Consider the following 13,036-nt stretch of genomic DNA (forward strand, 5'->3'; position numbering starts at 1 on the left):
TCCGACTCCAGGACGACCTCCACCCCCTCGGGAAGATGGTTCGGGATCAGCGTCGGCAGCCCGATGCCCAGATTCACGTACTGCCCGTCCTCCAGTTCACGCGCGGCCCGCGCGGCCATCTCCTGCCGGGTCCAGGCCATCAGCTGCTCACCGTCCGCCGCTCGATCTTCTTGTCCGCCGCCTGCCCCGGGGTCAGCGCCACCACCCGCTGCACGAAGATGCCGGGCAGATGCACCGCGTCCGGATCGATCTCCCCGGGCTCCACCAGCTCCTCCACCTCCGCGACGGCGGTCTTCCCGGCCATCGCGGCGAGCGGGTTGAAGTTGCGGGAGGCCTTGCTGAACACCAGATTCCCGTGCCGGTCACCCCGGGCCGCCCGCACCAGCGCGAAATCGGTACGGATCCCCCGCTCCAGCACATACCCGACGCCGTCGAACTCCCGGACCTCCTTCGCCGGGGACGCCACCGCCACCCCGCCGGACCCGTCGTAGCGCCACGGCAGCCCGCCCTCGGCGACCTGCGTGCCCACCCCGGCCGGAGTGTAGAAAGCGGGAATCCCCGCACCCCCGGCACGCAGCCGCTCCGCGAGAGTGCCCTGCGGGATCATCTCCACCTCCAGCTCCCCGGCCAGATACTGCCGGGCGAACTCCTTGTTGGCCCCGATGTACGACCCCGTGACCCGCGCGATCCGGCCCGCAGCCAGCAGCACCGCCAGACCCGACTCCATCGCACCGCAGTTGTTCGACACCACCGACAGCCCGCCCGTACCGCGCTCGTACAGCGCCTGGATCAGGGTGCTCGGCACCCCGCTGAGCCCGAAACCGCCCACCGCGAGCGACGCGCCCTCCGGCACATCACCCACCGCCACCGCGGCCGAGGCGACCACCTTGTCCATCAGCCTGCCGCCAGATCCGACGGGTGCTGTGCCAGGGGTGTGACCTCGATGGTCATATAGGGGTGGAGCGGGAGGTTCCACAGGATCCGGTGCAGCGCCTCGTTGTCCTGGACGTCGAAGACACTGATGTTGGCGTACTGCCCGACGCATCGCCAGATGTGCGCCCACTCGCCGGACTTCTGGAGGGTCTGGCAGTAGGCCCGCTCCCGGGTCAGCAGGTCGGCGCGGACCTCGGAGTCGAGATCGGGCGGGAGATCGACGTCCATGCGCACCGCGAACAGCACCGTGTTCACGCCCTGTCGAGGACGAACGCGTAGGTGACTTCGCGGTCCTTGCCGTTCGCGGCCAGGCCGGGTTCGAGGATCAGCTCGGGTTTGACGGCGGAGGCGATGTCGTCGGTGACATGGCTGCCGCCCTTGAAGTACAACTGGGTGGTCACGGGCTGGTGTCCGGGAGCAGTGACCTTGAGGTGCAGATGGGCGGGGCGCCAGGCGTGCCAGCCCGCGGCGGCGATCAGCCTGCCGCAGGATCCGTCCGTCGGTATCTGGTAGGGCGCCGGCTCGACGGTGTGGATCCCGAAGCGGCCCTCGCCGTCGACGCTGACCGTGCCGCGCAGGTTCCATTCCGGCAGGTCCGGGGCGAACTGCGAGTAGTAGCCGTCGGCGTCGGCCTGCCAGATCTCCAGGGTGGCCCCGGCCAAGGGGGCACCGCTGACGCTCGTCACCTGCCCCTGGAAGAGCAGGCCGGTGCCCCTCTCGTCCTCGCGCATGGGCAGCGTCGCCCGTGCGTCGAGGGCCGGGGCGCCGGGAACGTAGTAGGGGCCCTCGATGGTGCCCTTGCTGCCTTCCCGATTCTCCGCAGCGACTTCCTCGACGACGTGCTCGATCCACACGTCGAGGAAGAGCGGCCACTCGCCGTCCTCGCCCACCCGGATGAGCCATGCCTTGAGGGCGTCGTACTCGGCGTAGGTGACCTTGTGGCGGCGGATGATGTCGTGTGCGGCGCTGAGAAGCTCGGTGACGAGGGTGTCGACACGCTTGGTGTCGACGTCGGCCGTCCCCGCGCCCTGTCTGGTGCGGAACTGCTCGGTGGCGGCGGCGCCGGACGCGGCTGCGGTGGCCCGTTCGGTGGTGATGTCGGTCATGGTCTGTCTTCCGTCCCTTGGAGGATGCGTCTGAGGAGGGGATGCCGGAGGTGTGAGGTGTGAGGAGGTACTGGGCGCCGATGAGGCGTCAGGCGTGAGGAGGTACTGGAGGCGCCGATGAGGCGTCAGGTGTCCAGGCGGTAGCGCGCCAGTTTGTCCGGGTCGATGTCGATGCCGAGTCCGGCGCCTTCGCGGATGTGCAGGGTGCCGGACTCGATGGTGAGCGGCTCGGTGAGCAGGTCGTCGGTCATGTCGAGGAAGTTGGACAGTTCACCGGCGTGCAGTGCGGCGGAGCGGTGTGCCGCGCCGAAGGCGACCGCGCACAGGGTGCCGATCTGGCCGTCGATCTGGTTGCCCAGCACCGTCTCCACTCCGAGGCCCTCGCACAGGTGCAGCACGCGCTGGGAGCCGGTGAAACCGGTGCGGGCGGTCTTGATGCTGATGGCGGTGGCCGAGCCGCCGAGGAGTTCCCGGGTCACCTCGGCCGCGCTGGTGGCGCTCTCGTCGGCGATGAAGGGGACCGTGCTCTGCCGCACGAGCCACCGGCGGGACAGCACATCATCGGCCGGGCACAGTTCCTCGGCGAAGGTCAGACCGAGGTCGGCCATCTCCCGCAGGGCCCGCGCGGAATCGGAGGCACTCCAGCCCCGGTTGCCGTCGATGTAGAGGTCGATGTCCGGGCCGAGCGCTTCGCGCAGGCCGCGGCAGGCTGCGACGTCCTCGGTGTAGGGCTTGCGGCCGACCTTCACCTTGAACGTGGTGATGCCGTAGGTGTCCCTGATCCGTATGGCGTCCGCGACCATGTCCCCGACCGGGGCGAAGCCGACCATGTGACTGACCCGCATGCGGTCCGTGTAGCCGCCGAGCAGCCCGGAGACCGGCATGCCCGCTGCCTGGCCGAGAATGTCCCACAGCGCCATGTCGAGGGCGGATTTGGCGGCGGGGTTGCCGACGGTCCGGTCGAGACGCTCGTGGACGGCTTCCCGTTCCAGTGGGGTCAGCCCGAGGATCTGCGGCGCGAAGATCTTCTCGATCACCGCGACGATCGACTCCTGGGTCTCGCCGTAGGTGTAGGGGCGGGGTGGTGCTTCGGCGGTCCCCGTCAGCCCTTCGTCGGTGTGCACCCGTACCAGGACGTGCTCGGCGACGTGGACTTCACCGCTCGCGAACTTCAGTGGTTTCGCGTAGGGAATGGCGAAGGGTATCGCCTCGATCCCGACGATCTTCATGCCACTCCTTCGATTCCGTGAAGAAAGATGCCGTTGCGCTCCAGCACCGTCAGGAGGTGATGCAGCAGGGGGGAGGTATCGTCCGTGCGCCAGGCCAGGGCCAGCGGAACGGACGGGGCGTCCGCGCCCTCTATGGCCTTGCACAGCACGCCCTCGCGGGGAGCGGAGCGGATGGAGTCCGGCAGGACGGCGATGCCCAGACCGGCGGCGACCAGGGCCAGGGCGGCCGACGTCTCGGTGACCTCGTACGCGCAGTGCGGATAGAAGCCGCTGGTGAGACAGGTGCGGACGACCGCGTCATTGACCACGGAGCCGAGGGTGGCCCCGTACATGATGAAGTCCTCGTGACGCAGGTCCCCGATACGGACCAGGTCGGCCCCGGCGAGCCGGTGTCCGCTCGGTACGACGGCGACCAGCGGCTCGTCGGCCAGCGCCCGATGGGTGATGCCTTCCTGGCGGATCGGCGGGCGCAGCACACCGACGTCGAGCCGCCGTTCGATCAGCGCCGACTCCTGGGCGGGTGTGAGCATCTCGGTGTGCACCTCCATCATCGCGTGCGGCATCTCCCGCTTGAGCAGCCGTGCCAGTACGGGCAGTTGGCGGTACGAGGCGGAGCCCGTCAGGCCGACCCGGAGCACCCCCTCCACACCGGTGGCGAGGCGTCCCACCCTCGCCACCGCCTCGTCGACTGCCTTGAGGATGTGTTCCACATCGGTGCGGAACACCTCGCCCGCACCGGTCAGGACGACCTGACGGGTGGTGCGGACGAACAGGTCCACCCCGAGTTCCCGCTCCAGGCGGCGGATCGCCTGGGACAGCGGCGGCTGTGCCATGTGCAGCCGTTCCGCCGCCTTTCCGAAATGGCAGGTCTCGGCGACTGCCAGGAAATAGCGAAGATTTCGGAGCTCCATCGGGCCGACCCCTTTCCTCGGGGGCCTCGAATGTGCTCCAGCGTAGGAATCGAACCCCATACGGCACAAATACTTGATGGCATCGTATTGAGACGTACGGGATATCAATACCCCCCTGGGTCAACCCTGGGGGATTGTCTGGGGCCGACTCTTCATGTCGCTGTCATGGTGCTGAAAGGCACTGGTGACGAGGCCGGCCCGTCCGGCGGCCCGGTCGAGCGAAAGGGACGGGATCATGGCCGATGACTTCAGCCGCGCACGGACCATCCTTGAGGACGCCCTCGTGGAGGACCCGGACAGCGGTGTGTACCGGGTCCGCAGGAGCGTCTTCACCGATGAGGAACTCTTCGAGCTGGAGATGAGACATATCTTCGAGGGGAACTGGATCTATCTCGCGCACGAGAGCCAGATCCCGGACATCGGAAGTTACTTCACGACCTACATCGGCAGGCAGCCCGTCGTCATCTCCCGTGACAAACAGGGTGAGTTGCACTGTCTGGTCAACGCGTGCAGTCACCGCGGCGCGATGCTGTGCCGCCGGAAGACCGACAACCGGACGACGTTCACCTGCCCTTTCCACGGCTGGACCTTCAGCAACAGCGGCAAGCTGCTCAAGGTGAAGGACCCGCGCGACGCCGGGTACCCGGAGCAGTTCAACACCGACGGCTCGCACGACCTGAAGAAGGTCGCCCGGTTCGAGAACTACCGGGGGTTCCTGTTCGCCAGCCTGAGCCCGGACGTGAAACCCCTGACCGAGCACCTCGGTGACGCGGCCGTCGTCATCGACATGATCGTCGACCAGTCCCCGGAGGGTCTGGAGGTCCTGCGCGGCTCCTCGACGTACCACTACGACGGCAACTGGAAGCTCCAGGCGGAGAACGGCGCCGACGGCTATCACGTCTCCGCGACCCACTGGAACTACGCCGCCACCCAGGCCCGCCGTACCTCCGGCGAGTCGAAGAACGAGACGAAGACGATGGACGCGGGCGGCTGGTCCAAGCAGAAGGGCGGCTTCTACTCCTTCGACCATGGCCATCTGCTGCTGTGGACCAAGTGGCTCGATCCGACGAACCGTCCGCTGTACGGGAAGCGGGACGAGCTGGCCGCCGAGTTCGGCCCGGAGAAGGCCGACTGGATGATCGGCGTCTCCCGCAATCTCTGCCTCTACCCGAACGTCTATCTGATGGACCAGTTCAGCTCCCAGATCCGGCACTTCAGGCCCCTCTCGGTCGACCGGACCGAGGTCACCATCTACTGCATCGCCCCCAAGGGCGAGCCGGCCGAGGACCGGGCCCGCCGCATCCGGCAGTACGAGGACTTCTTCAACGCCACCGGTATGGCCACCCCCGACGATCTGGAGGAGTTCCGCTCCTGCCAGAAGACCTACCTGGCCGAGTCCATGCCCTGGAACGACCTCAGCCGCGGCGCCGTGCACCAGCTCGACGGTCCCGACGAGGACGCCAAAAAGATCGGCATCACCCCCCTCGTCAGCGGGGTGCGCACCGAGGACGAGGGCCTCTACCCCATCCAGCACGGCTACTGGCGCCAGACCCTGCGTGACGCTCTGGGAGTGACGAAGTGACCACGGCCATGGGTGAGATGACACTGGAGGCGGTCCGCCGGTTCCTCTACCGCGAGGCCCGGCATCTGGACGACCGCGAGTTCGAGAAGTGGCTGGAGTGCTACCACCCCGAGGCCGAGTTCTGGATGCCGGCCTGGGCCGACGACGACGAACTCACCCGCGACCCGCAACGCGAGATCTCCCTGGTCTACTACCCGAGCCGGGCAGGTCTTGAGGACCGGGTGTTCCGTATCCGCACCGACCGCTCCAGCGCGACCAGCCTGCCCGAGCCGCGCACCGGCCACAACATCACCAATGTGGAGATCACCGGCCGCGACGGCGACCTGCTCGACGTGCGCTTCAACTGGTTCACGCTCTACTACCGCTACCAGACGACCGACACCTACTTCGGCACGTCCTTGTACCGGCTCGACACCACCGGCCCCGAGCCGCTGATCCGCAGCAAGAGGGTCATCCTCAAGAACGACTACGTGCATCACGTCGTCGACATCTACCACGTCTGACCACCTCGAAATGAGCAACCCCATGCCTTTCCAGGTCGCCCTGAACTTCGAGGACGGCGTCACCCGGTTCATCGAGTGCCGTCCGCACGAGACCGTCGCCGAGGCCGCCTACAAGGCCCGCATCAACATCCCTCTCGACTGCCGCGACGGCGCCTGCGGTACCTGCAAGTCCCGGTGTGAGTCGGGCAGTTACGACGGCGGCGACTACATCGACGAGGCGCTGACCGAGGAGGAGGCGGGGCGCGGCTACTGTCTGCCCTGCCAGATGACCCCGCACAGTGACCTCGTCCTGCGTATCCCGTCCTCGTCCGCCGCCGCGAAGACCGCCGCCGTCCGGCACACCGCCGCCCTCACCTCCCTCCGGCGCCTCTCCGCCACCACCGCCGAGTTCACCCTCGACGTCGACGACCGGGCGGGGCTGGACTTCCTGCCCGGCCAGTACGTCAACATCGCCGTCCCGGGCACGGACCTGACCCGTTCGTACTCCTTCAGTTCGGGGCCCGGCGGGCGGCAGGTGTCCTTTCTCGTCCGGATCGTCGAGGGGGGCGCGATGTCCACCTATCTCGGCGAGCGCGCCAGAGTGGGCGACCGCATCGAATTCACCGGCCCGATCGGCAGCTTCTACCTCCGTGAACCCACCCGTCCCGTCCTGCTGCTGGCGGGCGGCACCGGCCTCGCACCCCTGCTGTCCATGCTGGAGCGGATGGCCCAGCGTCCGCCCGCGCACCCGGTCCATCTGATCTACGGCGTCACCACCGACCAGGACCTCGTCCATCTGGACACCCTGGAGGACTACCTGCGGACCCTTCCCGGCTTCACCTTCGACCACTGCGTGGCGGACGCGTCGAGCACCGCCCGCAACAAGGGTTTCGTCACCGGACTCATGGACGCCGGCACCCTCCACGACGGTGGCGCGGAGGTGTACCTGTGCGGACCGCCGGCCATGGTGGAGGCGGTGCGCGACCGGATCGCGGCCCTCGGGGTCGCTCCGGCGGGCTTCCACTACGAGAAGTTCACCCCGGCCGCGACCGTCGCGTCGCTCGCAACGGCGGAGGCGGCATGAGCGTGCACACAGGCCGGTTCGCTGGAAGGACCGCCGTCGTCACCGGCGCCGGGCAGGGTATCGGCCTTGCGGTGGCCCGCCGGCTCGCCGCCGAGTCCGCACAGGTCGTGCTGGTGGACCGCGCCGACACGGTCCGGGACGCGGCGAAGGATCTCGGCGCCCGCGCGGTCCTCGCCGACCTGGAGACCTACCAGGGCGCACAGGCAGCCATCACAGCGTCCCTGGAACTGCTCGGCCGGATCGACGTCCTGGTCAACAACGTGGGCGGCGCCATCCGCTTCAAGCCGTACGAGCACTACACCCCGGAAGAGATCCAGGCCGAGGTCCAGCGATCCCTGTTCCCCACCCTGTGGACCTGCCGTGCCGTGCTCCCGCACCTCATCGCACGCCAGGGCGGCACCATTGTCAATGTCTCCTCGGTGGCCACCCGCGGCATCCACCGCGTCCCGTACGCGGCGGCGAAGGGCGGCATCAACGCCCTCACGGCCTCACTGGCCCTGGAGACGGCACCGTACGGCATCAGGGTGGTGGCCACCGCGCCGGGCGGCACGGACGCCCCGGACCGCCGTGTCGCCCGCGGTCCCGAGCCCGGCACCGACCAGGAACGGACCTGGGCCCGGCAGGTCGTCGACCAGACGATCGCCTCGTCCCTCATGAAGCGGTACGGCACGCTGGACGAGCAGGCAGCCGCGATCTGCTTCCTGGCGTCGGACGAAGCCTCGTACATCACCGGCACCGTACTGCCCGTCGCCGGCGGAGACCTCGGATGACCCGCCCGGCCGGTGATGCTAGCGTGCGATCCCATGGGCATTCACCCTGATCAGCGGCCCCGTCTCGTCGGACGGGACGACGAGATGGCCGTGCTGGCCCGCGCGATCGGCGACGCCCTTCGCGGTCGTCCCGGGCTGCTCCTCCTGGAGGGCCCGGCCGGGATCGGCAAGACGGCACTCGTCGAAGAAGCGCTGGCCGGGCACGACGGAGCCTTGGGCGTGTACCGCGTCGCCGGTGTCTCCTGGGAGTGCGAGGTGCCGCTGGGCATCGCCGGCCAGCTCGTCCACCGCGGCGGGAGCGCCCTCGCGCTGCCCGCCCCGACAGCACCGGAGGCCACACTCACCACCGGCCGGCTGCTCCACCGCCAGTGGGCCTCCCACCAGCAGCGCGAACCGCTGATCGTGGTCGTCGACGACGCCCACTGGGCGGACGCGGAGAGCCTGCGCGCGGTGCGCTCCGCGGTGCGCCTCATGTCCCAGGAGCGGGTTCTCGTCATCCTGATCGCACGGGACGATCCCCGCGAGACCTACGACGCACCGGGTCCGGGCGCCGCGCCGTCCGCGTCCGCCCTGCGCACCCTGGACTTCCTCGAAGGCTGCCGGGGCGACGCACTGCGCCCCAGGCCGCTGACCCCGCAGGAGATACGCGACGTGGCCCACGGCCTGGCCGGACTCGCCCTCGACCTGCCCGCGGCCCGGCATCTGTGCCACCACACCCGCGGCAACCCCCGGTATGCGACCGAGCTGCTGCGTGAGCTTCCCCCAGCGACATGGCAGGACTGGCGCCCCGAACTGCCCGCGCCGACCCGTTACGCGGCGACGGTCCGTCACCGCCTGGCCGGCTGCGGTCCGGCCGCCCGGTCCCTGGTCGAGGCGTGCGCGGTCCTGGGGGAGAAGACGTCGCTGAGCGCTGCCTCCCTCCTGGCGGGTCTGGACAGCCCGCTGCCCGCCACGGACGAGTCACGCACGGCCGGCCTGCTGACCACGACCGCCGAGCCGGGCCACGCCCTGCTGGCGTTCCCCCACCCGCTGGTCCGTGCCGCCGTCCTCACCGGCATCGACCTGACACGGCGTGCCGCGCTGCACCTCCGTGCCGCGGAGATCACCGAGGACCCCGGCAGCCGGCTGAATCACCGCGTGGCCGCCACCACGAGGACGGACGAGGCCCTCGCCGGGGAACTCGACCTGTACGCCGCTGAACGCGCGCAGGCGGGGGAGTGGTCGGCGGTGGCGGACACCCTGGTCCGGGCCGGACGCCTGAGCGGGGTACGGGCCACCCGGGAGGACCGGCTGCTCCGCGCGGTCGACGCGATGATCGGGGCCGGCGACGTGCCCCAGGCCACCGCGTTCGCGGCCGAACTACAGAGTTTCCCGGCCGGTGCCCTGCGTGACACGGTTCTCGGCTACCTCGCCATCATGCGCGGCCGGCCCGCCGAGGCGGACGCCTTCCTGACCCAGGGCTGGGAACGCTGCGACCCCGAGCACCACCGCGAGCTGATGGCCAGGATCTGCCAGCGGCGCGTCCTGGACGCCCTGGGCCGCTGGGACGGAAGCGATCTGGTCGACTGGGCCCGCCGGGCCATCGAGTTCGCCGCGGACCCGGACGACCCCTCCGCCATCGAGTCGGAGGCCGTGCTCGGACTGGGCCTGGCGGCGATGGGCCGCCCCCAGGAGGCGCTGGCCGCGTACGAGACGGCCGGGGCCGAGATGCCCGGCAGCGCCCAGCCCCAGCGGTTCCAGCTGGGCCGTGGCTGGGTGGACCTCGCCCTGGACGCTCCCGAAGCCGCCCGCTCCCGTCTCGAAGCGGCGGTACCGACCGGCTTCCGCATGGGCTCCACCCGTATCTCCCTGTGGGCCGAGGGATGGCTGGCCCGCACCCAGTTCGCGCTGGGTTCCTGGCCCGAAGCGCTGGAGACCGTGCAGCGTGCCGCCGCACGGCTCGCGGAAGTGCGGATCGAGCTGGTCCGCCCGCTCGTGCACTGGACCGGCGCGCAGATCCACGCTCTGCGCGGCGACTGGGACGACGCCGACCGGCAGGTGGACGAAGCCGCCGCCGGCCTCCACCACTACAAGGTCATGCTCATACCGTCGTGCCTCGCTCGCGCCCAGGTCGCCGAGGCACGGGGCGACTACGAACGGGTGGTCGAGGCCCTCTCACCGGTGGTCCAGCTCACCGAACGGGAGACCGTCGACGAACCCGGCTTCTGGCCCTGGCCCGACGTGTACGCCAACGCCCTCGTGGTGATCGGCCGCCTGGACGAGGCCGACACCTTCCTCACACCGTACGAGGAACTGGCCGCCCGCCGGGGCCACCGCTCCGCCCAGGCCCGCAACGGCCTCGCCCGCAGCCGGCTCATCGCCGCGCGGGGTGACATCGAGGCCGCCCGCCGGGAGTTCGAGCGTGCCCTGGCCCTGCTGGAACACCTGCCGCTGCCGTACGACCGCGCCAGGATCAACTTCGCCTACGGACAGACCCTGCGCCGGGCGGGCAAACGCCGCGAGGCCGACACCGTCCTGCGCAACGCCCGCGACGCCTACGCCACCCTCGGCGCCCACACCTATGTGGCGCGCTGCGACCGCGAGCTCCAGGCGGGTGGACTGAGCCCCCGCCGTCTCACCTCGGGCCTGGCCCAGCTCACCCCGCAGGAGCGGGCCGTGGCCCAGCTCGTCGCCGTCGGCGCCAGCAACCAGCACACGGCACTGGAACTCTTCATCTCGGTCAAGACCGTGCAGTACCACCTGACGCATGTGTACGCGAAGCTGGGCGTCCGCTCCCGCAGTGAACTCGCCGCGCAGTTCAGGGATTCGCTGTCGGCCGACTGAAGACCTCGCGGTCCGACCGGCCTGCGCGCACCACTGCATGGACGATGCCATGCCCCTTGCCGCCAGGGAACATCCGAGACCGTGGAGTCCCCCCGTTCGAGGCGGGCCCGCTGCCGCGTTCGACTGGCCCGGGTGCGCTCGGTGACGGGCTGCGCCATCCCGAACGCCTTGCCCGCCTGCACTTCCTCAACCCGGCGCCGACGAGTACCCTCACCGGGGCGGTGATCGCCGATCGCACCCGTCCCGGATTCGCGACGCGGCCGTGGGGAGCGCCGGTCGTGGTCCCTGCCACCCCTCGATTCGCCAGCAGCCCGGCTCGGCCTCGCCCACGGGCTCCAGGCGGTCCGCAGGGTCGAGGACGGGGGCGCCGCGGCGGAGGACTTCGGCGCGACGATGACACGCGGCCACGGCCGTCCGGCTCTCGTCGGGATCGACGTACGGCCCGGCATCGCGCGCTACCCGGCACCCAGCTCGGCTCGCGCTCCGAGCCGCGACAACTCATGATCGACATGATGACCTGCGGTGACCTCGGCCGGAGTTCCGGGTGGGGCTTCTACGACTGGAAAGAGGACCAGTGCCCGATACCCTGATCGGCTTGGACCGCCATGGCAGGCCCGACTCGGCGCGGTCCGTGCTCGGAAGGTCGACATGACGCCGATGGAAGGCCGAACCGCACTTGTCACCGGGGCGGGTGGAGGCATCGGCCTGGCCATTGCGAAGCGCTTGTCGGAGCGAGGCGTCCGTGTCGTAGCCGTTGACCTCAAGGAGCGGCCGGCCGAGCTGCCGGAACCCGTGCACTTTCTCGTAGCTGATGTCAGTCGCTCCGAAACGGCCGGCGATGCGGTCGGTCTTGCGATGGAGGTCACCGGCCGCCTCGACTACCTGGTCAACGCGGCCGGAGTCGCTTGGTTCGACCGTGACGGATCGGTTGCGGACCTATCGCTGGATGTCTGGCACCGCATGATCGACATCAACCTGAACGGCCCGATGCTGTTCGCCCGTGCGGCACTGTCTGTGATGCGGAGTCAGCGGTCAGGTTCGATGGTCCACATGGCGAGCCTTGCCGGGCTTCGCACATCGGATGGACCGGGGGACGCCTATCAGGTCTCCAAGGCGGCATTGATCAGCTTGTCGCGCGGAATCGCGATGAACCACGCCGCTGAAGGCATCCGGTCGAACACGATCTGTCCGGGCGCGGTGCTGAGCCCGATGATCTCGGACATCTATGAAGCAGACCCCAGTCGGCGCACTGCGATGGAACAGCGTGCGCCCCTGGGCCGTCTCGGACTCCCGACCGACATCGCCCAGGCGGCCTGCTATCTCCTTTCGGACGATGCGTCATTCGTGACGGGTATCGATCTGGTTGTGGATGGCGGTTTGATGATCAGGGTCGCGTAGTGAGAGAGGGCCAGGTGCCCGTGTGCCAGCTCTTCGGGGCGGTTTCGTCGAAGGGTTTCTCGCCCGAAGCGTGGACACCTTGGTATGCGGCAGCGGCCGGTGTGTCCGATCGCTGTTCGGGGCGATCGGGCTGATCCTGCCGAGCGAGTGACTCCTGTCGAAGACGGCGTGAGCCGCCCGGGGGGCTTGGGCCGTTCCTCCTGGGGCCTGTCTCTCGGATGCCGGGTCCGATGCCGGGTCTGCCAACGTCCCGTGGTGACCGTCGAGTTCGGCGTACCGCCTGCTCATCTGCGGGTGGTGGAACCTGTCGGAAGCCGGTGCCGCTCCTGCCCCTGTCAAGCAGGTGATGGAGACCGCCACGGCCACCACGATCCATCGGCGCCCGCGTGACGAGCGGAAGCTCAAGGCGTCACTCACACCGTTCCGGTGGTGGGTGCGCGCGAACCTGCCGGGCGAGGCTGACCCGGCATCGGATCAGGGCATTCGTGATAGCGCTGCCCTGCTCGCGGCACATGCTCGTCCGTCCCGTGACACATATGGACCGGCGGTTGCACGGACGCGTTTCGCTGCTTGGGAGACGGCCCGCGCCGCCCGATGCCCCACCATCTCAAGGCCGGGGGGACAAGTCTGATCTCGGACATTCAGTAGGATATCTGTCACATTTTTCTGGCCGAAACCGTTGACACGGGGGATTAAAGACCTGAAGATTCGACCATTG

12 protein-coding genes are annotated in these 13,036 nt (G+C 69.4%); 6 read left to right on the forward strand and 6 right to left on the reverse strand.

Features of this window, described 5'->3' with window-relative positions:
• From ABZX40_RS06900 to ABZX40_RS06925, 6 genes are all read right to left on the reverse strand, one after another.
• The coding region (locus ABZX40_RS06900) for a CoA-transferase (protein WP_355731480.1) at window positions 1–140 on the reverse strand (140 nt) is incomplete at its 3' end.
• The gene (locus ABZX40_RS06905; RefSeq protein WP_355730812.1) at window positions 140–895 is read right to left on the reverse strand and encodes a CoA transferase subunit A; all 756 of its coding nucleotides are present in this window, start codon (window positions 893–895) and stop codon (window positions 140–142) included. The genes ABZX40_RS06905 and ABZX40_RS06900, both read right to left, overlap by 1 nt.
• Window positions 895–1,179: a muconolactone Delta-isomerase gene (gene catC, locus ABZX40_RS06910; RefSeq protein WP_355731482.1), complete on the reverse strand. Its 285-nt coding sequence runs from the start codon at window positions 1,177–1,179 to the stop codon at window positions 895–897. Before catC ends, ABZX40_RS06905 begins: the two co-directional genes overlap by 1 nt.
• Window positions 1,180–1,184: 5 nt before the next feature.
• Window positions 1,185–2,039 (reverse strand): catechol 1,2-dioxygenase, encoded by an 855-nt coding sequence (gene catA, locus ABZX40_RS06915; RefSeq protein ID WP_355730814.1) that lies wholly within the window; start codon window positions 2,037–2,039, stop codon window positions 1,185–1,187.
• Between the two features lie 125 nt (window positions 2,040–2,164).
• Window positions 2,165–3,268, reverse strand: coding sequence for an enolase C-terminal domain-like protein (locus ABZX40_RS06920; protein ID WP_355730816.1), 1,104 nt, complete (start codon window positions 3,266–3,268; stop codon window positions 2,165–2,167).
• The gene (locus tag ABZX40_RS06925) at window positions 3,265–4,179 is read right to left on the reverse strand and encodes a LysR substrate-binding domain-containing protein (protein ID WP_355730818.1); all 915 of its coding nucleotides are present in this window, start codon (window positions 4,177–4,179) and stop codon (window positions 3,265–3,267) included. Before ABZX40_RS06925 ends, ABZX40_RS06920 begins: the two co-directional genes overlap by 4 nt.
• 235 nt (window positions 4,180–4,414) lie before the next feature.
• On the opposite strand from ABZX40_RS06925, the gene benA reads away from it, so the two are divergent.
• From benA to ABZX40_RS06955, 6 genes are all read left to right on the forward strand, one after another.
• Window positions 4,415–5,761, forward strand: coding sequence for a benzoate 1,2-dioxygenase large subunit (gene benA, locus ABZX40_RS06930; protein ID WP_355730819.1), 1,347 nt, complete (start codon window positions 4,415–4,417; stop codon window positions 5,759–5,761).
• An 8-nt stretch (window positions 5,762–5,769) separates the two neighbouring features.
• Window positions 5,770–6,264 carry a benzoate 1,2-dioxygenase small subunit gene (gene benB / locus ABZX40_RS06935; protein WP_355730821.1) on the forward strand — a complete coding sequence of 165 codons (495 nt, stop codon included), beginning with the start codon at window positions 5,770–5,772 and terminating at the stop codon, window positions 6,262–6,264.
• 22 nt (window positions 6,265–6,286) lie between these two features.
• Entirely contained in the window at window positions 6,287–7,327 is a 1,041-nt protein-coding gene (gene benC / locus ABZX40_RS06940; protein ID WP_355730822.1) for a benzoate 1,2-dioxygenase electron transfer component BenC, read from the forward strand.
• Complete coding sequence (locus ABZX40_RS06945) at window positions 7,324–8,097, forward strand: 1,6-dihydroxycyclohexa-2,4-diene-1-carboxylate dehydrogenase (RefSeq protein ID WP_355730823.1); 774 nt, start codon at window positions 7,324–7,326, stop codon at window positions 8,095–8,097. Before benC ends, ABZX40_RS06945 begins: the two co-directional genes overlap by 4 nt.
• A gap of 33 nt (window positions 8,098–8,130) precedes the next feature.
• On the forward strand, window positions 8,131–10,920 hold the full coding sequence (locus tag ABZX40_RS06950; protein ID WP_355730825.1) for an AAA family ATPase: 2,790 nt from the start codon (window positions 8,131–8,133) through the stop codon (window positions 10,918–10,920).
• A 648-nt stretch (window positions 10,921–11,568) separates the two neighbouring features.
• On the forward strand, window positions 11,569–12,318 hold the full coding sequence (locus ABZX40_RS06955) for an SDR family oxidoreductase (RefSeq protein WP_355730827.1): 750 nt from the start codon (window positions 11,569–11,571) through the stop codon (window positions 12,316–12,318).
• Window positions 12,319–13,036: the final 718 nt, after the last annotated feature.

The sequence above is a fragment of the Streptomyces sp. NPDC004610 genome (assembly GCF_040609715.1).
Classification (GTDB): Bacteria; Actinomycetota; Actinomycetes; order Streptomycetales; family Streptomycetaceae; genus Streptomyces.

Bases quoted from the DNA above. Each gene is read 5' to 3' on its own strand.
- ABZX40_RS06955 (WP_355730827.1), top strand. From the start codon at position 11,569: ATGACGCCGATGGAAGGCCGAACCGCACTTGTCACCGGGGCGGGTGGA.
- ABZX40_RS06945 (WP_355730823.1), top strand. From the start codon at position 7,324: ATGAGCGTGCACACAGGCCGGTTCGCTGGAAGGACCGCCGTCGTCACC.
- benA (WP_355730819.1), top strand. From the start codon at position 4,415: ATGGCCGATGACTTCAGCCGCGCACGGACCATCCTTGAGGACGCCCTC.
- catA (WP_355730814.1), bottom strand. From the start codon at position 2,039: ATGACCGACATCACCACCGAACGGGCCACCGCAGCCGCGTCCGGCGCC.
- benC (WP_355730822.1), top strand. From the start codon at position 6,287: ATGCCTTTCCAGGTCGCCCTGAACTTCGAGGACGGCGTCACCCGGTTC.
- benB (WP_355730821.1), top strand. From the start codon at position 5,770: ATGGGTGAGATGACACTGGAGGCGGTCCGCCGGTTCCTCTACCGCGAG.
- ABZX40_RS06920 (WP_355730816.1), bottom strand. From the start codon at position 3,268: ATGAAGATCGTCGGGATCGAGGCGATACCCTTCGCCATTCCCTACGCG.
- ABZX40_RS06925 (WP_355730818.1), bottom strand. From the start codon at position 4,179: ATGGAGCTCCGAAATCTTCGCTATTTCCTGGCAGTCGCCGAGACCTGC.
- ABZX40_RS06950 (WP_355730825.1), top strand. From the start codon at position 8,131: ATGGGCATTCACCCTGATCAGCGGCCCCGTCTCGTCGGACGGGACGAC.
- ABZX40_RS06905 (WP_355730812.1), bottom strand. From the start codon at position 895: ATGGACAAGGTGGTCGCCTCGGCCGCGGTGGCGGTGGGTGATGTGCCG.